Genomic DNA, 20,876 nt, shown 5'->3' with positions numbered 1-20,876 from the left:
GTATGCCCTTCGCCAATCGCCTCTGCCAAGACGAAAACCTGCTCCGGCAGAATGGCTCCGGATAGACGCGATACGCTTTAGATGCCCCGCTGCCCGCGCCCGACGGCACGCGTCAGCATCGCCGCGATCTGCCCTTCCGAGCGCTGGAAGCTCCGGGTGTCGCTCGCCGTGACGTTGAAGACGATGCGCGTGCCGCCGCCGTCGCCGGCCGCGACGCCGAGCGAACCGTCCGGGCCGCGCTTCAGCGGCAGGATCGCTTCCGCACCGGCCTCGCCCATCAGCCCGAGCCCCGGCCCGTTGGCGAAATAGGTGGGCGCGGCGACGACGCCGCCCTTCGCAAAGGGCGTCACGCCGCCGACGAGGCCCGAAACGCCGGAGGCGAGCAGGCTTTCGAGGGGCTTCAATCCGGCCGACAGCGCGATGTCGCTGATGCGGGTCGCAAGCCCCCGCAGCACGTCCTCCAGCCCCCGCCCGTCCACCGTCGCCGATTTCAGCGCCGAACCGAGTGCCGCGCCGAAGGAGCGCGAGCGCGCCTCCAGGTCGTCGAACACGTCGCGCAGCTGCGCCGCCGTGTCCGCCGTCGCCGCAAGATCCGTCTCGTCCGTCGCCATCGCCTCGTCCTTTCAAGTCACCGCAGGCAGCTGCGGGCCTGATTCACATGGATCGGCCAAGCCCCTGTTCCGGCTCGTGTTTCATGCTTCCGGCGCGCAGGTCCCGGCGTCGGGATAGGCCGCGATCAGCGCCGAGAGCGAGGCACGGTCCGGCCCCGTGCGGGGCACCGCAAGACCGCCAAGCACCGCGAACAGCTCGCGCGGCGTCATCGCCCAGAAATCGTGCGGAGAAAGCCGCATCCGGCAGAGCCCGGCATCAAGCGCCGCGTTCCAGGGGAACGCCGCCGTCCCGGTCGCCGCGCCCGATGCGGCATCTAAGGGTTTTGCGCGCCCTCCGGCGCGAAGGTCGCCGAGAGGAGGTCCGCGACGATGCGGGCGAAGCCGGCAATCCCGTCCTCCGCCGTCATCTCCGCGACCTCTTCGTCGGAAACGAGGTTGCCGCCGCCGCGCAGGCCCGCGCCGAGGATGCGGATGAGGTCCGCCGCGCCGAGCCGCCCGGCGGAAAACCGCGCGCCGAGCGAGGCGAGGTCGTCGACCGCAAAGGCCGTCTCCAGCTCGGCGAGCGCGCCGAGCGTCAGGCAGAGGATGCGCCGCTCGCCGTCGAGCGGCGCCTCGATCTCGCCGCGCCGGCGATTGGCCCGGCCGCCCTTTCCGGTCCCCCCGCCCATCAGAGCACCCCGAAGGCAAGCGCGCCGGCCGATTCCAGCGACAGCTCGAACCGCACCTCGCCGTCATGCGCGCCCTGGTATTCGAGCGCCGCGATCTGGAACGGCCCGCTCACCGTGCCGAAATCCGGGATGATGATCTGGCACTCGAGGATCGTGCCGCCGAAGAAGGCCGACCGCACGGTCGCGTCCGAGGCCGCATCCTTGAAGATGCCGCTTCCCGAAAGCGACGCGCGCTGCACGCCCGCCCCGCCGATCAGCTCCCGCCAGCGTCCCGCCGATTCCGCATCCGTCACGTCGACGAGTTGCGCGTTGAACGACAGCCGCTTCGTGCGGAGCCCCGCGACGGTCCCATAAGATCCACCGCTTTCCACCTTCAAGAGCAGGTCCTTGCCCTTCTGCGCCACCATCGCCTTCTCCTTCGTGAAAACAGAAACGGCGCCCGAAGGCGCCGCGTGAGACAGATTGTTTGATCGCTTGATGCGGGCGCCGCGTCAGGTCGCGGCAGCAAGCGCCGCCGCTATGTCCTTCGCCGGCAGCAGCAGGGTCCGTTCGAGCCCCTTCGCCGACCGAAAGCCGTATTTCAGATAGAACCGTTCGGCCTCGTCATCGAGCGCATGGACCATGACGGCGCGAAAGGCGACGATCTGGGCCGTTGAGATTACGGAAAGCATGGCATTCTTGAACAAAGCTGCACCCAGGCCCTGGCCTTGGTATTGTTTGTCCACGGCAAGCCGGGCGAGCAAGGCGACCGGAATCTCTCCCGGCGCCCGCTGCCCTTTGACGTGACGAGGTGCATTCTCGCGATTGATCATACCTGCGCACAGGGAATGATAGCCAGCAACACGATATTGTGCATCGGCAATCACGAACGTTCGCGTGTAGCCTTGCTCCTGATTGTACAGCGCAAGATCTTTGAGAAAGGCATCCAGCGCGGGTTTCCCGCTGTCAAACTCATCAACGCGATGGCTCACCGCAAGTGGTGTTGGCTTGCGGAATATCGACACTTAGTCGATCCATTCTCGATTGCTCTTGAAGAGATCGACCAGCCGGTCGTTTACACGGGCGGGCTCGGCCAACATGTCTTCGACTGCATCGAACACCTTGGCATCGACGCCGACAAAACGTTGATCGAGCAACTCTTTTTGCGCCGAAAAATACGCAGCCTCCGTCATGAACGACGTCAATGATTTACCACAAATTTCGGCCGCACGGCTTATGACATCGCGCGTCTTCGCATCCATGCGAAGATTGATGGTTTCATTTTTCTTGACGGCGGACATAACATTAACTCCTATGGCATAGGAAACGCCCGCGTTTCGCTAACGTTCCCTACCATGACGCATCACGCTACCTAATCATTCGTAGGGACATTGTAAATACAGAGCCGTTAAATTTTGATGTCAAGCTGCTGGCATTAGCGTGGCTGTTTAATTCACTCCGTCACCGCCCGGAACAGCAGTTCGGCGCGGTGGTAGCGTGTCTTCCCGTCGCGGCGCTGGGCTGTCGAGCGGTGGAGAAGGCTGACCAGATGGACGCCGTCGAGCGTCAGTGCCGCGTCGTGAAGCAGCGCGCCGAGGCGGGCAGCGATCGCCTGCGCCTCGCGGTTGCCCGCCGCCTGCGACCACACCTCGATCGTCACCCGGTGCTCCTCGCCCGGCTCGCTGGCGGTCGAAAAATCCGTGCTGTCGATCGCGCGCAGCACGACGAGCGGCAGCTTCGGCTTCGCCAGCAGCCGGTCGGTGATACCGTCGGCGCCGACAAGCGACGCCAGCGTCGCATCGCCGGAAAGCCGTGTGAAAATCGCCGCCTGCAGGGCGGAGGCCGCACTCATTGGCCGTCCTCCGTGCAGTCGCAGACGAGGTAGCGTCCCGTCTCGTCGGGATCGTGAACCGTTTGGATCGTCAGGATACGCCCGCCCTTGCGCAGCCGCATGCCGGGCTCGACCCCGGCGCGGTGGCGCAGCCAGACGCGGTGCGTCACTGCCTGCCGTTCCGCTCCCGCCGCTTCGGCCTGCGCCGCGCCAAGGGGGTCGATGCGCGCCCAGAGGCTCGCGACGGCCGTGAAGGCGATGTCCGCACCGCCCTGCCCGTCGCCGGCCTCGTCGCGCCGTTCCAGCACGAGCCGCGCCGTGAAGGCGCCGGGATCGATGTGACGTGTGGCCATCAGAGCCTCCGCAGACGCCAGGGCGCCACCAGCCGGTCGTAGCCGGCGGGCACCCCCGCCGGCTGCTCGCCGCGGTCGACCGCGCCGCGCAGTTCGAACATCAGCGCGACATGGATCAACATCGCCCGCTTCAGCGTGTCCGGCACGTCGACCCCGCTGTCGCCGAAGCCGGCGGTAAAGTCGATCTCGATGCCGTTTGCCGCCTGTCCCGGCGCCGGCCGGTCCGCGAGCACGAGCCGGGCCGGCCGCGCCGTTCCGTCCAGCACGAAGCCCGTGAGGGCAACATCGAGCGGCATCCCGTTGCCGTCGTAAACCGTCACGTTTTCAATTGTTTGCACCGGCCCTCTGGCAATCTGAATCACCCGGCCGTCGGGCCATCGGTCGAGATAGAGCCGGAAGGAGCGGGAAATCAGCGCCAGTCCGGTTTCCCGCTCCAGGTGCGTCCGCGCGCTGCGCAGGAGATCGCTCACGAGTTCGTCCTCGTCGCTCGTGTCGAGGCGCAGATGCGCCTTCGCCGCGGCAAGCGCGATCGGCTCGGCCGCGGGCGGCATCAGTTCGGCAATGGTCATGGGTCATCCTTCGGGCGGCGCGCCCGCCAACGGTCCTGATCGTGGAAGGTAGAAGGTAAAAGGAGGGGCGGACGCGGCGGGAGGAAAACCGCGTCCGCCATCGCGCCGGCGGCGGGGTTGATCCGCCGGCGCGACGCTTGATCGTCCGAATCCGTACCGCAAGTCCCCTCGGAACAAACAGCGAAGGAAACGAAGCGACGGCACCTTCTGTTCCCGCCGGCGGTGCCGATTTCCGACGGGCCGGACTTCCGGTCAGGCGCCGGCGAACTTGACGAGCTTGATCGCCTCGAAGTTCTGCACGCCGCCGCCGACGCGCTTCGTCGTGTAGAAGAGCACATAGGGCTTGGCCGAATAGGGATCGCGCAGCACCCGGACGCCCGTGCGGTCGACGACGAGATAGCCCGAGCGGAAGTCACCGAAGGCGATCGACAGGCTGTCGGCCGCCACGTCCGGCATGTCCTCCGCCTCGGCGATGGGGAAGCCCATCAGCGAGGCCGCCTGGCCGGGACCGGCCGGCGGCAGCCAGAGATAGTTGCCGTCGGCGTCCTTGAACTTGCGGATCGCGCCCTGCGTCTTGCGGTTCATGACGAAGCTGGCGTTCTGCCGGTGGCCGGCCTTCAGCGCATAGATCGTCTCGATCAGCGTGTCGGACGGGCCGGACGCCGCGAAGCCGCCGTCGACGCCGGTCGCGACATAGCCGAGATTGCCCCAGCTCCAGCCCGCCTCGGCGGCCGTCGGATAGGCAAGAAAACCCTTCGGCTTGTTCGTGCCGTCGCCGGAGACGAAGGCCGTCCCCTCCTGCTCGGCGAACACGATGTCGATCTCGGAGGCGATCCAGCCCTCGATATCGACCGCCGCGTCGTCGAGGAGCGCCGCCGTCGCCGCCGGCATGGCGTAGAGCTCCATGGTCGGGAAGGAGAGTTCGGCAAGCTGCGGCGTGGTCGTCTGCGGCCGTGCCGCCGTCTCGGCCACCCAGCCGGCGGCCATGCCGGCCGTGGCGAAGGGCTTCTTCAGCACCGCGCCGGACACCTGGCGAACGGTCGACAGCGCGCGGATCGGAGAGACCACCGAGAGCCTGCGACCGATTTCCGTGTCCGTCTGGTCAGGCACCAGATAGCCGCCGTCCGCGGCCGAGCCGACGGACATCGCCTTCGCCTCCAGGTCGCGCAGGCCCGTATCGTCGCCGCGGCGGATATAGGTCTCGAAGGCCGCCTTGTGCTCGGCCGCCTCGATCGTGCCGCCGCCGCCGAGCGCCGGCCGCGCCTTCTTCAGCGCGATCTGGTCGATCACCCGCTTCTGTTCGTCCATCGCCCGGTTGATCCGGTCGACCTTGTCGCGGGTGACGACGTCGGCCGAAAGCTTCTGCTCGATCTCGCCGAGCCGCCGGTCGTTTGTCTCCTTGAAGGCCTCGAAGGCCTCCATGAAATCGTCGAAGGCGGCCGTCATCGTCTCCGGCACCGCCTTGATCTCGGGCGCCGCAGGGGTTTTGTCCACGTTCATCTCGTTGTCCTTGGCTAGAGCTGCATCATCCGCGCCGCCCGCCGCATGGTGCGGACGAGCTCGGTCTCCTTGTCGCGGAACCACCGCGCATTCTTGACGTTCGACACCCTCGCCGACGGCAGCATCGGGAAGGTCACGATCGAGATTTCCCAGAGGTCGGCCTCCAGGATGCGCCGCACGCCGGTCACCCGGTCGGTGCGGGACGTCACGGTCTGGAAGCCGATCGACAGCCCGTCGAGCGCACCCGCCTTCATCAGGTTCAGCACCTCGCGGGCGCGGGCGACGCCGGGCGACAGCAGGCCCTCGACGAAGAGCCCGCGCTCATCCTCGCGGATGGTGCGCCAGCGGCCGAGCGGCTCGGCCGGGTCGTGCTGGAAGAGCATGCGCACGCCGGCCGGCCCGCGCTTGGCGAGCGACTTGGCGAAGGCGCCGGGCGCGATCGCGTCCTTGCCGAGGTCCACCTCGCCGAACAGGCTCGCATAACCCGAGAACCGCCCCTGTGCCGTCACGCCCGCAAGCGTCAGGTCGGCATATTTCTTCGTCCGCCAGACCGGAAGGTCGTCGGTTGTCATGGGGTCACTCCGATGTTGGGAAAAGGGGAAGGCAATAGGCAGTAGGCAGTAGGCAGCAGGCAGTAGGCAGTAGCGATAAGTCAGAGAGGCGAAACAACGCGCAATGCACCGGCGGCGGTCGAGCCAAACGATGCACGGACGGCGAAACCTGCAGGGCCGGCGCCAGCATCGGAAGCGTCCCCAACTGCCTACTGCCTCTTGCCCATCCTCTCTGCCACCCGCGCCAGCACCCCCTGCGCCCACCAGGCCGAGACGCTGGCGGCGGCGGAGCCGGCGAGCAGGATTTCCGTGCCGGAGAGCGTATCGGGAATGCCGGCGCGCGTGACGATCCACATGCCCGCCGGCCCGCCGAAGATCAGCCCGCAGACGAGCCCCGTCAGGAAGCGCGAGGCCGCCTCGTGGCGGCTCTTCGGCAGCATGTAGACGAGCGATACCATCGAGCCCGCCGATGCGCCCAGCACGCGCGCCACCCACAGCCCGCCCTCGTTTCCGAAGTCAGCCATTTCTTAAGCCTTTCAGGTTATTCTGAAATTCGATCGCGCCGCCCGCGCCGATGCCCGACGAACGGCTCACGCAGAGTCAGCCGAAAGATTTGCCGAGTCTTTTGAATCGGTTGCGCCGACGGCTTCTCATATCGATTCAATGCGCTGACCTGCTGAATCAACCGGGCGCAATTCTGATTCCGAATTTCCGCGCAAGCGATTGATTAATTTCAATTTTACTAGCGGCCGTCATGCGCCAACCGGCTCCCTCCCCCTTGTGGGGAGGGTCTTCCTTCTTGCCAGGCGACACCCGCTTAATATCCCACAGCCCGCCGCTTCTCCTCCTCGCTGAGGAACCCGGCCGCCCCCACCCGCGCCCAAAGTTCGCCGCGTTCCACGGAAAGCCCCGCCACCTGGTCGAGGTCGGGTGCCAGCCGCACCGCGCTCTCGCGCCCCTCCGAGAACCAGCCGGACAGCGCCGAGGCGGTGCGGGAGATCAGCGGCAGCACCGTCAGCCGCCAGAAGGCGCGGTTCGCTTCCTGGTAGTTGGCATAGGTCGCGTCGCCCGGAATGCCGATCAGCATGGGCGGCACGCCGAAGGCGAGCGCGATGTCGCGCGCCGCGCCGTTCTTCGCCTCCATGAAATCCATCTCGCGCGGCGAAAGCCCCATCGCCTTCCAGTCGAGCCCGCCTTCGAGCAGCATCGGCCGCCCGGCGCGTGCCGGCCCGGAATAGCCCTCCTCCAGTTCCGCCTTCAGCCGGTCGTACTGGTCGGGCGAAAGATTGCCGCCCTCCTTCGGCTGGTAGACGAGTGCGCCGGAAGGCCGCGCCGAATTGTCGAGCAGCGCCTTGTTCCAGTGCGCCGCCGCGTTGGAGAGGTCGAGCGCCACGCTCGCCGCCTCCAGCGCCGCAAAACCCATATGGTCGTCGAGCGGGTGGAAGGTTCTGAGATGCAAAAGCCCGCCGTCGCCCGCCGGGTAGCGCCGCAGATGCGCCCCGACCCGGTATTCATGGGCCTCCGGCCACCCGTCCCGTCCCTCGATCACCCGCATCCGGTCGGGCCTCAGCAGGTGCAGTTCGCGCACGCTCCCGCCGATCCGCACGCCCTCGACGAAGGCATTGCCCGAAAGCAGCAGGTGCCCGTAGAGCGCCTCGAGGAACTCCACGCCCGCCATGCGCCCGTTCGGCCGGGCGAGCAGCAGGAGCAGCGGGTCGTCCGCCCGCTCCTCGTCGCCGTCATAGAGCAGCCAGGGGACCGAGGCGGCGGCCTCCGCGATCATGCGCACCGCCCGGTGCGCCACCGGGTTCTTCATGTAGCCCTCGCGCGAAAGCGCGGCATAGGTGCGGCTCGACCAGTGCGCCCGCCCCTCCGCCGTCAGCGTGATGAAGCCCGTCGCCTTCGTCTCGGCAGCCGGGAGCCCCCCGGCGCGCCGCCAGGGCAGAAAATACGGAAATTTCATGGGATGGTCCTCGTGTTCGCAGCCGGCGACAGCCCTGCCTGTCACGCACAGACACCGTGCGCCGGACGGTTCGATCTGCCGCTACCGGGTGAAGCGCTCGCCGCCATCCGGCATCGCGGCGCCGCAGGTGAGCGCCGGCTCGAGGCGAAGCCCGCACGCCTCGGCCATCCGCCGCGACGGCAGGTTGGTTTCCGAAATCAGCTCGTAGACATGCGTCGCGTCGAGGTCGCGGAACACGCGGCCGATCATCCGCGCGTTGATGGCCGTGCCAAGACCGATGCCGCGCCGCTCCTTTGCCACCGCGACCAGGCCGCCTCAGGCATAGCGGTGGTAGCGGCTGTGGGCATTGTGCGGAAGGTAGCCGTGCGCCGCGGCAACGACATTGCCCTGCTCGTCGCCGAGCGCGACGGTCGTTGTCTGGCCCGCGCCGCCGCTCAGCATGGACCCGGAAAACGGTACGATGCCGGTGCTGTTCATCAGCGCCTGGATGCGGCGGACGTCCCCGCCCTCGGCGTCTTTCGGCATGTCGAGCTCGGTCAGTCCGTCCGGAAGCTTTTGCATCAGCCGTCGCGACGCGGTCTCGGCCGATGCCCGATCGGCGACGAAGACATTCCAGCAATCGAAGCGGTAGCCGCGCCTTGCAAGCGCCCGCCGCAGGTCGTCGATCTTTTCTGTCGCGATGAGCCGAAAGCCGAAGACGCCGTCCCGCTCGAGAAAGGCGTCGATCCGTTCCCATCCGAGCCTGTCCACGTCGTCGCTGCCCATCATGCGTCCGACCTGACAGGCGCCCGGCGTCGTCGCGATGAAATCCGCGCTCGCCTCGGCGCACGCCTGCAGGCGCTGCTGCGTTTCCGTGCCGAAGTAGCCTGCCATCGAAGCCTCCGAAAGAAACCGGCGCACGAAACTCTACAGCAGTCGCCCCGCCCCCGGCCAGACCAGGGACGAGCCTCCCGAACGGGCAAAACGTCGCCGCAGCAGCGGATAGCGAATAGCGAATGGAGCCTGCCGCCGCCGTGGTCGATTGGCCATGAGGAAAAAGATGCGGCGCCTGCCTCCGGCAAACCGGCAGCATCAGCAGCAGGTGAACAGCAACGCCGCCGACATCCCACTATTTGCTATTCGCTATCCTCGTCCCCCACCGGGGAGAACAAACCTCAAATCCCCCGCACCCGCGGTTCGCCGCGGCGCTCCAGCGCCAGCGCCGTCAGCGCCCAGACGAGCGCGTCGAGCCGGTCCGGCGAGCGGCCGGCGGAAAGCCCGTCCGGGCCGAAGTCGCACATCTGGTCCTCGAGCTCGGGAAACGCCCCGGCATGCGCCACGCGCCCCTGTTCGTAGAGCGCCGCCACCGGCTCGGCCCGCAGGTATTTTCCGCGGGTCGCCCGCACCGTCGTCACCGGCAGGTTGGCGTCGATGCTCCTCAGCGTCGCCGCCACCATGTCGCCGCCCTGGTTCACCTCGGCGACCACCCGGTCGGCGTCGAAGCGGCGGAAGGCCCTGGCGACGGCGCCCGCCCAGCCGGCGGGCGAGGCGCCCGACACCGAGCAGTCGGCGAGCACCACCGCCCGGCCGGCCGCGTCCAGTCCCGCGACGACGATGCCGCAGACCGAGGCGGCGGATGCCGTCGCCGGCGGGTCGACCGCCACGACGATGCGGTTCATCGGCCCGGCAAGCCGGATGCGCAGCGCCTCCAGCCGTGCCCGGCTCCACAGGCCGTCCTCGCGGTCGGCGATCAGCTCGCCGTCGAGTTCCTGCCGCCCGAGCCGCGTGCCGCCGTAGCGCTCGCGCATCGCCGCGATGAAGCCCGCGGAGAGATGCTTTTGGTTCTCCGCCGTGCGGATGCGCCTGAGCGCGGTGGCCGGATCGGCCGCCAGGGCCTTCACCAGCGGCACCGGCCGCGGCGTCGTCGTCACCAGCACGCGCGGTCTTTCGCCCAGCCGGAGCCCGAACTGCAGCATGTCCCAGGTCTCCTGGGCATGTTTCCATTTGCCGAGCTCGTCGCACCAGGAAAGATGGAACTGCGGCCCGCGCAGGCTCTCCGGGTCCTCCGAGGAGAAGATCTGCGCGATCGTGCCGTTCGGCCAGACGAGCCGCCGGCGCGAGGCCTCGAAATCGGGCCGGTTTTCCCGCGCGATGCGGCAGATGCCCGACACGCCGTCGATCATCACCTCGCGCGCGTCACCCAGCGTCTCGGCCACCAGCGCGATCCGGAGATCCGGCGTCGCGCAGGCCGTCGCCTGCACCCATTCCGCCCCGGCCCGCGTCTTGCCCGAGCCGCGCCCGCCCATCAGCAGCCAGGTGCGCCAGTCGCCGTCCGGCGCCCTCTGCGCATCACGCGCGGCCATCCGCCAGTCGGTGCGCAGCCGCGCGATGGCAGGCCCGGACAACAGGCGCCCGAAGACCGGGCGGCAGCCGCCGTCAGCGCCCGCCCCGGACCCATCCCGGCCGCCGTCCGCTGTTGCGCCGGCATCACCGCCACCTGTCTCCGGTTCTCCTGCGCATTCCGCCTGTGCCGCCGGTCCGCCGGCCCGGTCGTCCACGACACTGACCGGCGCCTGCCATTGCGCGCCGCTGGCCGCCGCATCGGGCGCCGCCGGAACGCCGCCTCCGGTCGCCGGCGCGACAGAGCCGCCCGGTCCGTTTCCGTCGTCGGCCGCATCCAGGCCATCCGCCCCGCCGACCACGCCCATCCCGGCCATCGCCGGGTTGCCATCGGTCTTCGCCGTGCCGCCACCGCGGCCCGGTCCGTCGCAGCCTTCCGTCTTGTCCGCCGCCGGCATCACCGGAGGCGTGCGCCGAGCCATCTCGTCCGTCGCCTGCGCATCGGCCATCGGCCCGCCTCTTGCCCGTCCGTCGCCGGTCGCCGCGCCATCGCGCCGGCCCGCCGGTTCCGGGGCGCCGGCGTGTTCGTCGCGCCGCGTCGCGGCATCGCCGCCGGCAGGCAGGCCGGCGACGGACACCGATGGTCCACCGTCGTCCGCGACGGCCGGACGCAAGCCGGGCATCCCTTCGGCGACCCGCCTCAACCTGCCGAGGCCGTCGTCGAGCACTCTCCCGGCCCCGTCGAGGGTCGCCCGCACCGACGCGCCGGCATCCGCCGTGGCAAGCGTGGTGCGGGCCGCCCCCTTGCGGGTCGCTTTCCGCAGCCATCTCGCGACGGCGTCTGCCGCACGCCGGCTCTCACGGGCCGTTCTCACCCTCTCCGGTTCCAGCCGCGGACCCCGCGCGGCCCTCGTCAGCCAGTCCGCAGTCCCGCTTCCATCGCTCGAACCGTGCAATCGCCTTCTCCTCGATCATCGTCTCGAATTCCGCCGCAAGCGCATCGATGTCGACCGGCTCCGCCTGCCGCTCGCCTGCCTCGCGCTCGGCGGCGATCAGCGTGCGCTGCAGGCTGTCGATCTTCTCCAGCGTGCGCACGATGAGCGAGATCGCCTCGATCGCCAGCTTGGCCTCGGCCTGCGCGGCCTTGCGCAGCGTCTCGTCCGGCAGGTCGCCGGCAAGCGCCTCCGCCTCCTGCCGCTGGCCCTGCAGGCGCTGGAACCGCTCGCGCAGCTCCTTCGTCATCTCCGCCAGCATGGCCCGCATCTCGGCCACCGGATCGTCGGCCGCCTGCTGCTTCACGTCGAGAAGCACCGTCGCCGGCGCCGCCGGCACAAGATCCGCGCTCCAGCGCCGCTCCCGGCGAAAACCGTCATAGTCCGGCACCCCGGGCGCGAAGCCGAAAAGCCGCGGGTCGATCTGCTCTTCCGCATCCATGCGCGCCGCTCCTGTCCCACGATTCCGGAAACGAAAAAGCGCCCGGTCCGAACGGAACGAGCGCCTCGAAAAACCAAACTGCCTGCCGGAACCGGGCGGGGACCGCCATCCTGCTCCAAAGAGCCCGCGAGCTCCCCGCCCGCACCTTTCCGACCATGCCACAACCCTAGCAGACAACCGTCACGCCGTCAAGGATTTTTTTCCTAGAATTGTGCTTTGCGCGCGCCAATTGCCGTGTTATACAATCGGCATAAGGAGTTACTGCAATGTCCATTCTGTCAGACTGCCATTTTCACGATGACGCCGCTGCATATCGCTTTGTTGAAGCGCGTGTTGGCCGAATGGCCCGGTTTGCCCGCATTGCAGCGGGTTCGAACGCATCAGCGCCATGAAGGACGAAAGCACCCGTAAACGACGAAGCCCGCGCCGGCATGATCCTTGACGGGGTAGTCGGCAAGCGCCTGATCTATGAAACGACTAGTGCGCTGTAAAAAAACTATGGCATCGTCAAAAAAAGAAAATACAATACAATAGGCAAAAGGCGAAGAAACTTAGTCAGAAAGAACAGTCATAGTGATTCAATTAAGCCTCTCGCGATCTAGGCATAGCTGAGGAGAGAGATACATTTAACAAGGCGCTCAGTTCAGCCATACAGGTCAAAAGCCATCATCGGCGAGAGTTTTGAATAGTACTCATCCACTTTCTTCATACCTGCCAACTGGGCGCGCAAAAAGAAGGCGCAAACATCCGCGACCTGAAGCGCCCTGCTTCGCTTTCCGCTAAAAAGGACGTCGTTCTTGACGTGACGATACGCTGTGTCGGGCCTGTCGATTCCGATCTTTTGCAGCGCCGCGCTATCCGAAAACAAGGCATGATTATCGCTGATGCGCTTTTTGACAATAGGGCTATCCTCAGCGACGATTTGGAGCACTTCTGTGGGAAATCTCTGCCGCATAAGTGACTCTGCCGCCAGTTCGCATCTAGCAAAAGCAGTCGCATGGTGAAGCTGATCAAGATCAGATGCCGACATACCAGGATATGCCAAACGCTGGGCTTCCTTCTTGACGCACCCCTGAACGATGGTGAGTGTTAGATCGCTTGGGACTAAGCACAAGTCCTTCATAATGGCCACACGCCGTTCAATCGGCCAAGTCTGACGGTCTTTGAACGCCCCCGTTCCACTCCAAATATTGGTCATGTGGAAGGCGAACCCATCTTGCATTTCGACGGGTATGTGCTTGTTCACCAACTCCTGCAATTTCATCTCAAGAGGGATTAGTTGCCCATCAGCATGGACTAAGACGCCGGCAACAACAGCATGCGTCTCATGGCGGGAGGTTCCCGCGTCGTCTAGATAAAGAAATCTCACGAGCCTTTGGCCCACCAACACGCCCCTAGAAGGGACACCAAACGAATGGCCATAGTGTAGCAACCTTTCAGTGGGTACGCAAAGTATAGTATCGAGATTTTTTTCCCATCTTCCCCCTTCCTTCCCTCGCCCCCCGCCCCATGGTATCCTTTCGTCATGACCTCGGAGGATCTCGCAGACATGGCGCTCGGCATGCCGGGGGCGCGGCAGGATTCGCACTTCGGAAAGCGGGATTTCCGGGTGGGAAGCCGGATTTTCCTGACGCTGCCGGAGCCGGGCCGCGCCGTCTGCAAGCTGACGCCGGACCAGCAGGCGATGCTGCTCGAAACCGAGCCCGGCCTCGCCGCCGCCGTTCCCGGCGGCTGGGGCGCCAAGGGCTGGACGTCGCTCTATTTCGACGGCGCCGAGCGCGCCACGGTCGGCCATATCGTCGAGATCGCCTGGCGCAACGTGGCGCCGAGGACGCTCAGGGACGGCGGTTCCGCGCGGCACTGAAACCTGGCGCGCGAAAGCATGCACATCACCGCGATCCGGTCGCGGCCCGACTGCCGCCGACCCCCGTCGTTCGCCGGCAAGCCCGCACCGTCGACCGGTCTTGCCGGCAAAGTCAAAAAGGATCAGGATCGGCCTCATTTCGCCGCCATCGCGGGAATGCCGGACGACCGGCGCCGGGACGCCGGCACCTTTCTATCCGGCGGGAAACCGAGTTACCGCTCCGTAGCCGGGCAGCATTGATGGGGAATGAACTCGACGTGTCCAGGAGTCCACACAATGGCAGGCACCAGACGGCCCTATGATGAATCGCTTTTGCGCGAGGCCTTCGACGTGGCGCGGCGTTCGCGCGAAGGCGGGGATCACCCATTCGGTTCAATTCTCGCCGACCGTGACGGCAATGTTCTGCTGGAACAGCGCAATGGCTACAGTTCGGAAGGCGGCGACCGCACGGCCCACGCGGAACGGCTTCTCGCCACGCGCGCCGGCAAAGCCTATGATCTGGATTTTCTCGCGGGATGCACGATGTACACATCCGCGGAGCCATGCGCCATGTGCTCGGGCGCGATCTACTGGGCCGGCATAGGGCGCGTCGTGTTCGGCCTGTCCGAGACAGAGATGAAACAACAGATCGGCGACAACCAGGAAAATCCGACGCTTGATCTCCCCTGCCGCATCGTGTTCGCCGCCGGTCAGCGCCCGACGGAAGTCGTCGGCCCCCTGCTTGCGGACGAGGCGGCGAAACTTCACGAGGAATACTGGTCTTTCCGTTGACGGCCCTTCGGCGGCACGGGGCGACGGCAGCCGACAATGCCCGCTTTCGCCTCGGAAGGAGAGGCCGAGAAGCGCCCGCCTCGCCTGTGCCGGGCCGACTGAGGGTCGGGGGCGCCGGCCCGGCACAGCGATCCCCTTGCGGGGCCTTGTCCGGCCGTAGTCCGGCCGTAGCGCCGGCCGGGTTGCGGCCGGCGACCTGCGGGGGGGGTGGCCGGACAGGGTTTTGCGCGCGCCCCGGCCCACGAGGCGCGACGTGGTTCAGGGTCAGCGGCGCGGGCCGGGACCGTCGCGGAACGGGCGGCCGGGCAGCATCAGCGTGTCGAGTTTCTCGCGCTGCGCAGGTTCCAGCACCGCCTCGAGATCGGCGAGCGCGGTCTTCAGCGCCGCCGCCTTTTCGGCGCGCGCCTCGCTGCGGGCGATCATGCGGTCGAGCATGTCGAAGGCCGAGCGGTCGCGGCGCCGGCCGTCGCCCGGCATGCGGGCCTCGTCGCCGGCGGGCGGCGTCGCCTCGGCGGCGCCGTCGGGAACAGCCTCGGCCGCGTCGGGGGCGGCGGCCTCGTCATCCTGGCCGGCGCCGGGCGGCCCCATCTTCGGATCGCCCATCTTCAGATCGCCCATGTCCGGATCGCCCATGCCCGGATCGCCCATGCCGGGCCGGCCCATGGTCACGAAATCGACGAGCGCCGCCGAGAAGGTGCGCCAGGCGTCGAGCTGCGCCGTCTTGATGCCGGCCGCCTGTTCGGCCGCGGCGAGCTTCATCGCCACCATTTCGGCAAGCGGCGGACGGTGGAAGCGGCCCATGCGGTGCGGGCCCATGCGGTCGCCGTCCATGCGGTCGCGCGGGCCGTGGCGGTCGCCGCGGTCGCCGTCGTGGCGCCGCTCGATGCGCGGCCCGTCCTCGCCGCCGTCACGCGCGCCGGCCGGGGCCGAGACGCCGGCCGCGAGCGGCAGGGCAAGTGCAAGGGCGAGCGCCGGAACGAGCGTCGGGCGCAGAATGCGGTTGAAGGGTGTGTTCCTCGATGTCATTTTCTGTCTCCGTGAGATATCCCTCTCGAAGATCAAGATAAGCGGGCTAAGTGTCCCGGTTGTGTCGGGGCAATAACAAAATGTTTCTCCAATCGGGCGATTTGGTGATTGGCCTTTTTCAGCGGCCGCCCGCCGGATCTACTTCCAGCGGCCAGGTCACGAGGTAGTCCTCGTAGTCCTCCACGTCGATCCCCGTCTCGCTCACCGTGCGGCCGCGCGCGGAAATGCCGGCCTGGTGCACCGTCGCCGGATCGCCCGAGACGAGCGGGTGCCACCAGTAGAGGTCTTGGCCGTCGCGCACGAGCCGGTAGCCGCAGGTCGGCGGCAGCCAGGTGATCTCGTCGACCGTTTCCACCGTCAGCCGGATGCAGTCCGGCACCGTCGCCTGGCGGTTCTCGTAGTCGGAGCAGCGACAGCTCTCGCCGTCGAGAAGCTGGCAGCGGATCGAGGTCCAGGCGATCTCGCCGGTCTCCCAGTCCTCCAGCTTGTTGAGGCAACAGAGCCCGCAGCCGTCGCACAGGCTCTCCCACTCGCCGTCCGTCATCTCGCGGAGCGTCTTGGTCTTCCAGAAGGGCAGCGGCTCGGCGGCCCCGGTCTCGTCCGCGGTCTTCGAGGGCCGCATCGGGGCGGCGGTGCCGCCTGTTCGTTCTATCGCCATGACCGACCTCTATCCCGACGCGGCGAAAGGTCAAGCGCGGCGTGGAAATCCGGGCCTGCGCGAATAAATCCGCCGGGTGCCGCGTCGCCCCGTCATCAACCTTGTTTTGTCCGAAGCATTTCGCTGGTATTGTCTAGGATACGGTCGGGCAAAGTTCAGAAACAAACCATAAGACCGGACGGGCAGGAAACGTGCAGGACCCATTCAACCCGGACACCAGGCCGCGCCGCAAGCGCCATATCCTGCTGCGCATCGATTCCTGGATCGATTCGACGGTGTGGAATGCCGGCTTCCGCGCCGCCGAGATCTGGGAGGAGATCACCATCTTCTCCCGCCGCTTCCGCGCGCGGGGCTGGAAGAAGGCACTCTTCGAGATCGCCGGCGAGGGCATGAATCTCGGCACGGCCGGCTTCGTGCTGCTGCTCGCGCTGGCGCTGCCGGCCTTCGAGGAGACGAAGGGCAACTGGCGGGCCCAGAGCGACTTCGCCGTCACCTTCCTCGACCGCTACGGCAACGAGATCGGCCACCGCGGCATCATCCACGAGGACACCGTGCCGATCGACGAATTGCCGGACCACCTCATCAAGGCGGTGCTCGCCACGGAGGACCGGCGCTTCTTCGAGCATTTCGGCATCGATTTCCTCGGCCTTGCCCGCGCCATGAACGAGAATGCCCGCGCCGGCGGTGTCGTGCAGGGCGGCTCGACGCTGACCCAGCAGCTCGCCAAGAACCTGTTCCTCACCAACGAGCGCACCATCGAGCGCAAGATCAAGGAGGCTTTCCTCGCGCTCTGGCTCGAGGCGAACCTGACGAAGAAGGAGATCCTCCGCCTCTATCTCGACCGCGCCTATATGGGCGGCGGCACCTTCGGCGCGGCGGCGGCCGCGCAGTTCTATTTCGGCAAGGACATCACCGACGTCAATCTCGCCGAATCCGCCATGCTCGCCGGCCTCTTCAAGGCCCCGGCCCGCTATGCGCCGCATGTCAACCTGCCGGCGGCGCGCGCGCGCGCCAACGAGGTGCTGAGCAACCTCGTCCAGGGCGGGCTGATGACCGAGGGCCAGGTGATCGCGGCGCGGCGCAATCCCGCCACCGTCATCGACCGCAACGAGCAGACGGCGCCGGATTTCTTCCTCGACTGGGCCTTCGAGGAGGTGCAGCGCATCGCGCGGCCCTTCGCGCAGCACTCGCTGATCGTGCGCACGACGATCGATCTCGGCCTGCAGGCGGCCGCCGAGGAGGCGGTCGAGACGGGCCTGCGCCAGTATGGCGAGAGTTTCCGCGTCCGGCAGGGCGCGCTGGTCATGATGGAAAACGGCGGCGCCGTGCGCGCCATGGTCGGCGGACGCGACTACGGCGAGAGCCAGTTCAACCGTGCGACCAGGGCGCTGCGCCAGCCGGGCTCGTCCTTCAAGGTCTATACCTATTCCGCCGCGATGGAGTCCGGCATGACGCCGGAGACCGTCATCTCCGACGCGCCGATCACCTGGCGCGGCTGGTCGCCGCAGAACTACGGCCGCAGCTATGCCGGCCGCGTCACGCTGATGACGGCGCTCGCCAAGTCGATCAACACCGTGCCGGTCCGCCTCGCCAAGGAAACGCTCGGCACCGAGCGCATCGCCGAGATGGCGAAGCTGATGGGCGTCGAGACGCCGATCCGCACCGACAAGACCATGCCGCTCGGCACCTCGGAGGTGACCGTGCTCGACCAGGCGACCGCCTATGGCGTCTTCCCGGCCGGCGGCTTCTCCTCGCGCCGCCACGGCATCAGCCAGATCATGAACTACGACGGCGACATCCTCTACGACTTCGGCCGCGACGAACCGCCGGCGAAGCAGGTGCTGAGCGAACAGGCCATGGCGTCGATGAACCGCATCCTCGTGACGATCCCGGTCAGCGGCACGGCACGGCGCGCAGCACTCGAGGGCGGCATCGTGTCGGGCGGCAAGACCGGCACGACGCAGGCCTACCGCGACGCCTGGTATATCGGCTTCACCGGCAACTATACGACCGCCGTCTGGTTCGGCAACGACGACTACACCTCGACGAACAACATGACCGGCGGCTCGCTGCCCGGCATGACCTTCAAGCGTCTGATGGACTATGCGCACCAGGGCATCGAGCTCAGGGCCATTCCGGCGATCGAGAACCCGCTGCCGGCGGCCGGCTCCGAGACGCAGACCGCCGCCGCGGCGCCCGCCGACGAGAACGCCCTTCCGGCCCTCGTACGGCCGCGTTCGCTGTCCTCCGACGTCACCAGGCTGCTGAAGGCGATCGGCAGGCGGTTCAACGAGGCCAAGCCTATCGATGCCGACGGGCGGGTGGCCGCGCTTGACGGTCCGCCCGCAAAACGGGAACAGTGAAGCGCGTTCTGATTCCAGCCGGCAGGTTCCGTTGTTCCGCATTCCGCTCCTCGTCGCTCTTTCGCTTGCCGTCGCCTTCGGCTTCGGCACGGCGTCGACGCTCTTTGCGTTGCGCGCGACCGTCGGCTTCGGCGCGATCGCGCTCGGCAGCTGGGTCGCCTTCCCGAACGCCCAGACGGCGGATGCCGATCCCTATGCGAAGGCCCACCGCGCCCGCGACGGCGCGCTGCTTTTCGGCAGCGCCGAAGGCCTCGTCTTCCGCACCGAGACGGATGCCGCGCTGCGCACGCTCACGGCCGCCTGCGCCTACGATCTCGTCGGCAACACGCCGCCCGCGCGCTTCTGGACGCTGCATGCCGAAGGTCGCGACGGCATGCCGCTGAAACCGGAGGCGAACCGTCCCGCGGTGCTCACCTCCTGGTCGGTGCTCCGCGAGGCCGACAACCGCTTCGTGATCCATGTCGGCCGGGCCGCCATGCCGGGGAACTGGCTGGCGCTGCCCGAGGCGGGCGGCCGTTTCCGCCTCGTCCTCACGCTGCTCGACACGCCGACCGCCGGCAGTTCCGGCGTGCTCGAGCTCGACATGCCGGCGCTCGAGCGCCGGGAGTGTGCGGATGCGTAGCCTTCTCTACGCGCTGGCGGTCGGGCTTGCCGGCGCGGCGATCCTGCATGTGCTGACGATCCTCGTCCTGCCGCAGTTCACCGGCCGCGACGCCTATACGCGCGTGCAGGCCTTCGGCGAGCTGCACCGCTTCTTCCCCGTCACCTCGACCGACCCCGCGACCGATCTGCCGACGAACGACAATCCGGCGCTGCGCACCGCCGTCTGCGCCTTTTCGCTGGAGGAAAATGCGCTGCGGCTCATCGCCGAAGGCGAGGTGACCTTCTGGTCGCTGGCGGTCTTCGACGCCGGGTCCAACGAGGTCTTCAGCATGAACGACCGCACGTCCGTCGGCGGCGTGCTGGACGTGGTCGTCGCGACGCCGGTGCAGCTCAACGCCATCCGCAAGGCGCAGCCGGACGACCTGTCGCAATCGATCCTGGTGGAGATGGCGGGAAGCAGCGACGGTTATGTGGTGCTGCGCACCCTGGTGCCTGCGGCAAGCACGGAGGACGCTGCAAGGGCCTTCCTGTCCTCGGCCGCCTGCGAGCCGCGGGAGACATCGACGGACTGACAACGCGGCGGCACGCGCGTTCTGCGCACCGATTCCGTCGTCGGGGCTATCCTCCACACGCCGGCGGGCCGGCATGCGGGGCAACGGCTTTCGCCGTCCCTCAGTTCCGGCGAGCGCCGTCGCCGGCCGGAGCCGCCTTGGGACCGCGACCCTTGCCCGCGACCATCGCCGGCGTCAGCCGCTCGTAGCGAACGCCGGTGAACAGAAGCACGTCTGCCGGGCGTTCCTGCGGGCTGCGCGGTCGCCGGGGCAATCGCGCCAATCGTTCCTGTATGCGTACCACGTCTGCCATTCTCGCCTCCATCAATGAGAATCGAGACGGATGAAGTCTTCAAATAATTTCACCCTGCCCGCAAAGCGGGCCGGTGCTACCGGCTCCGTCACCCGGTCGCGGCGTGAGATCGACTGATTTCTCGTCACCGCACCCGGGCCTGAAACGGCACCCTGCCGGCGAAGGTTTCCCGCGTGCGGAAAAATATCTCGCCGTCGCCGTCCGGCATCCGGACCATTGCACCTTTCCCTGGTGCAAAGGCGCCCGCCCTCCGGCCGGCACCTTTCGCATGGTGGAAGCATAACACGGCTTTCGGAATTTCCGAGCCTCCCCCACCTCGCGAACCCTAGTGACGTTACGGTTAACATCTTGCTAACGCTTTTCCTCTAATTGTTTACAATCATGGGGTTGAACGGCCGGAGTCTCACCGACCCGGACCTGCGGCGCACGGGGACAGCGGGCGGCGCAGGCCTTGCGCCGTAACGAGTACGAGTGGGTGCGTCGTGGCCGACAGGTTTCGCGAACTGGAAAGACCGCAGTCCGGGCGGCAGAAGGACATCGTCCTGATGGCGACGGTGTCGAGCTTCGAAAGCCTTGCCCGCCCCGGTCACTCCGACCTCCGGCAGTTCGCCGAACTCTTCGAACCGCTCTACCTCGCCTCCAGCGAAGAGGCCCGCCGGCAGGCCGTCGCGGCGCTTTCGCGATGCCGCGCCATTCCGGAGCCCACCGCGCGTTTCCTCGCGCGTCAGCCGATCGGCGTTGCCGCCATCCTCATCACCGGTTCGCGCGTCCTTTCCGACGAGACGCTGCTTGCGATCCTCGCCGACGCCTCGCCGGACCATGCGCGCGCCGTCGCGCTGCGCGACGACCTTTCGCCGCGGCTCGTCGAGGCGCTTGTCGGTCACCACCGCAGCGCCAGGAGCCGCCGGCCCGCCGAAGCCGCGCGCAACGCCGAGGCGGCCGAGGAGGC

The 20,876-nt window shown here is 67.5% G+C and carries 24 protein-coding genes and 3 pseudogenes; 7 read left to right on the top strand and 20 right to left on the bottom strand.

The genetic code is table 11. The features are described from left to right. Nucleotides 1-77: 77 nt before the first annotated feature. The 17 genes and pseudogenes from LXM94_RS21955 to LXM94_RS21875 form a co-directional block, all read right to left on the bottom strand. On the bottom strand, nucleotides 78-611 hold the full coding sequence (locus LXM94_RS21955) for a phage tail tape measure protein (RefSeq protein WP_235773607.1): 534 nt from the start codon (nucleotides 609-611) through the stop codon (nucleotides 78-80). 81 nt (nucleotides 612-692) lie between these two features. Then, nucleotides 693-878: pseudogene (locus LXM94_RS21950) on the bottom strand (rcc01693 family protein); the annotation flags it as partial. A 47-nt stretch (nucleotides 879-925) separates the two neighbouring features. Next, on the bottom strand, nucleotides 926-1,279 hold the full coding sequence (locus tag LXM94_RS21945; RefSeq protein ID WP_235773606.1) for a gene transfer agent family protein: 354 nt from the start codon (nucleotides 1,277-1,279) through the stop codon (nucleotides 926-928). Next, nucleotides 1,279-1,686, bottom strand: a complete 408-nt coding sequence (locus LXM94_RS21940) for a phage major tail protein, TP901-1 family (RefSeq protein WP_235773605.1) — start codon at nucleotides 1,684-1,686, stop codon at nucleotides 1,279-1,281. Before LXM94_RS21940 ends, LXM94_RS21945 begins: the two co-directional genes overlap by 1 nt. Before the next feature lie 84 nt (nucleotides 1,687-1,770). Continuing rightward, nucleotides 1,771-2,283 carry a GNAT family N-acetyltransferase gene (locus LXM94_RS21935; protein WP_235773604.1) on the bottom strand — a complete coding sequence of 171 codons (513 nt, stop codon included), beginning with the start codon at nucleotides 2,281-2,283 and terminating at the stop codon, nucleotides 1,771-1,773. Continuing rightward, nucleotides 2,284-2,559, bottom strand: a complete 276-nt coding sequence (locus LXM94_RS21930; protein ID WP_235773603.1) for a type II toxin-antitoxin system TacA family antitoxin — start codon at nucleotides 2,557-2,559, stop codon at nucleotides 2,284-2,286. A gap of 152 nt (nucleotides 2,560-2,711) precedes the next feature. Further along, nucleotides 2,712-3,110 (bottom strand): DUF3168 domain-containing protein, encoded by a 399-nt coding sequence (locus tag LXM94_RS21925; RefSeq protein WP_235773602.1) that lies wholly within the window; start codon nucleotides 3,108-3,110, stop codon nucleotides 2,712-2,714. Continuing rightward, nucleotides 3,107-3,442: a phage head closure protein gene (locus LXM94_RS21920; RefSeq protein ID WP_235773601.1), complete on the bottom strand. Its 336-nt coding sequence runs from the start codon at nucleotides 3,440-3,442 to the stop codon at nucleotides 3,107-3,109. The genes LXM94_RS21925 and LXM94_RS21920 overlap by 4 nt, the downstream gene beginning before the upstream one ends. Beyond that, complete coding sequence (locus LXM94_RS21915; protein ID WP_235773600.1) at nucleotides 3,442-4,011, bottom strand: head-tail connector protein; 570 nt, start codon at nucleotides 4,009-4,011, stop codon at nucleotides 3,442-3,444. Before LXM94_RS21915 ends, LXM94_RS21920 begins: the two co-directional genes overlap by 1 nt. A gap of 252 nt (nucleotides 4,012-4,263) precedes the next feature. Beyond that, entirely contained in the window at nucleotides 4,264-5,511 is a 1,248-nt protein-coding gene (locus tag LXM94_RS21910; protein WP_235773599.1) for a phage major capsid protein, read from the bottom strand. Between the two features lie 14 nt (nucleotides 5,512-5,525). After that, complete coding sequence (locus LXM94_RS21905) at nucleotides 5,526-6,083, bottom strand: HK97 family phage prohead protease (RefSeq protein WP_235773598.1); 558 nt, start codon at nucleotides 6,081-6,083, stop codon at nucleotides 5,526-5,528. 188 nt (nucleotides 6,084-6,271) lie between these two features. After that, nucleotides 6,272-6,586 (bottom strand): DUF6107 family protein, encoded by a 315-nt coding sequence (locus tag LXM94_RS21900; RefSeq protein WP_235773597.1) that lies wholly within the window; start codon nucleotides 6,584-6,586, stop codon nucleotides 6,272-6,274. 293 nt (nucleotides 6,587-6,879) lie between these two features. Then, nucleotides 6,880-8,025 carry a phage portal protein gene (locus LXM94_RS21895; RefSeq protein ID WP_235773596.1) on the bottom strand — a complete coding sequence of 382 codons (1,146 nt, stop codon included), beginning with the start codon at nucleotides 8,023-8,025 and terminating at the stop codon, nucleotides 6,880-6,882. A gap of 81 nt (nucleotides 8,026-8,106) precedes the next feature. Next, nucleotides 8,107-8,325 (bottom strand): GNAT family N-acetyltransferase, encoded by a 219-nt coding sequence (locus tag LXM94_RS21890; RefSeq protein ID WP_235773595.1) that lies wholly within the window; start codon nucleotides 8,323-8,325, stop codon nucleotides 8,107-8,109. Between the two features lie 15 nt (nucleotides 8,326-8,340). Further along, the gene (locus LXM94_RS21885; protein WP_235773594.1) at nucleotides 8,341-8,898 is read right to left on the bottom strand and encodes a response regulator; all 558 of its coding nucleotides are present in this window, start codon (nucleotides 8,896-8,898) and stop codon (nucleotides 8,341-8,343) included. Nucleotides 8,899-9,179: 281 nt separating this feature from the next. Next, entirely contained in the window at nucleotides 9,180-10,394 is a 1,215-nt protein-coding gene (locus tag LXM94_RS21880; RefSeq protein ID WP_408015682.1) for a DNA-packaging protein, read from the bottom strand. An 808-nt stretch (nucleotides 10,395-11,202) separates the two neighbouring features. Further along, entirely contained in the window at nucleotides 11,203-11,778 is a 576-nt protein-coding gene (locus LXM94_RS21875) for a hypothetical protein (protein WP_235773593.1), read from the bottom strand. 266 nt (nucleotides 11,779-12,044) lie between these two features. Between LXM94_RS21875 and LXM94_RS26370 the strand changes: the two are divergent. Beyond that, a pseudogene (locus LXM94_RS26370) lies at nucleotides 12,045-12,187 on the top strand (transposase); the annotation flags it as partial. Nucleotides 12,188-12,421: 234 nt separating this feature from the next. Here LXM94_RS26370 and LXM94_RS21865 read toward each other — a convergent pair. After that, on the bottom strand, nucleotides 12,422-13,147 hold the full coding sequence (locus LXM94_RS21865) for a hypothetical protein (protein ID WP_235773592.1): 726 nt from the start codon (nucleotides 13,145-13,147) through the stop codon (nucleotides 12,422-12,424). Nucleotides 13,148-13,303: 156 nt separating this feature from the next. Between LXM94_RS21865 and LXM94_RS21860 the strand changes: the two genes are divergently transcribed. Both LXM94_RS21860 and LXM94_RS21855 read left to right on the top strand, forming a co-directional pair. Further along, on the top strand, nucleotides 13,304-13,642 hold the full coding sequence (locus tag LXM94_RS21860; RefSeq protein WP_235773591.1) for an MmcQ/YjbR family DNA-binding protein: 339 nt from the start codon (nucleotides 13,304-13,306) through the stop codon (nucleotides 13,640-13,642). Between the two features lie 276 nt (nucleotides 13,643-13,918). Then, nucleotides 13,919-14,413 (top strand): nucleoside deaminase, encoded by a 495-nt coding sequence (locus LXM94_RS21855; protein WP_235773609.1) that lies wholly within the window; start codon nucleotides 13,919-13,921, stop codon nucleotides 14,411-14,413. 264 nt (nucleotides 14,414-14,677) lie between these two features. On the opposite strand, the gene LXM94_RS21850 is transcribed toward LXM94_RS21855, so the two are convergent. Further along, nucleotides 14,678-15,439 (bottom strand): hypothetical protein, encoded by a 762-nt coding sequence (locus LXM94_RS21850; protein ID WP_235773590.1) that lies wholly within the window; start codon nucleotides 15,437-15,439, stop codon nucleotides 14,678-14,680. A gap of 118 nt (nucleotides 15,440-15,557) precedes the next feature. Further along, on the bottom strand, nucleotides 15,558-16,061 hold the full coding sequence (locus tag LXM94_RS21845) for a YcgN family cysteine cluster protein (protein WP_235773608.1): 504 nt from the start codon (nucleotides 16,059-16,061) through the stop codon (nucleotides 15,558-15,560). 227 nt (nucleotides 16,062-16,288) lie between these two features. Here LXM94_RS21845 and LXM94_RS21840 point away from each other — a divergent pair, with 227 nt between their 5' ends. The 4 genes and pseudogenes from LXM94_RS21840 to LXM94_RS21820 form a co-directional block, all read left to right on the top strand. Continuing rightward, a complete protein-coding gene (locus LXM94_RS21840) occupies nucleotides 16,289-18,460 on the top strand; it encodes a transglycosylase domain-containing protein (RefSeq protein WP_235773589.1) in 2,172 nt (723 codons plus the stop codon). Nucleotides 18,461-18,491: 31 nt separating this feature from the next. Continuing rightward, nucleotides 18,492-19,082, top strand: a complete 591-nt coding sequence (locus LXM94_RS21835) for a DUF1214 domain-containing protein (protein WP_235773588.1) — start codon at nucleotides 18,492-18,494, stop codon at nucleotides 19,080-19,082. Further along, the gene (locus LXM94_RS21830; protein ID WP_235773587.1) at nucleotides 19,075-19,635 is read left to right on the top strand and encodes a DUF1254 domain-containing protein; all 561 of its coding nucleotides are present in this window, start codon (nucleotides 19,075-19,077) and stop codon (nucleotides 19,633-19,635) included. The genes LXM94_RS21835 and LXM94_RS21830 overlap by 8 nt, the downstream gene beginning before the upstream one ends. A 774-nt stretch (nucleotides 19,636-20,409) precedes the next feature. Continuing rightward, nucleotides 20,410-20,876 (top strand): annotated as a pseudogene (locus tag LXM94_RS21820) (DUF2336 domain-containing protein); the annotation flags it as partial.

The organism is Rhizobium alarense, assembly GCF_021555155.1.
In the GTDB taxonomy this organism is placed as follows: domain Bacteria; phylum Pseudomonadota; class Alphaproteobacteria; order Rhizobiales; family Rhizobiaceae; genus Rhizobium_D; species Rhizobium_D alarense.
This window is presented reverse-complemented; position numbering and strand designations above follow the sequence as displayed.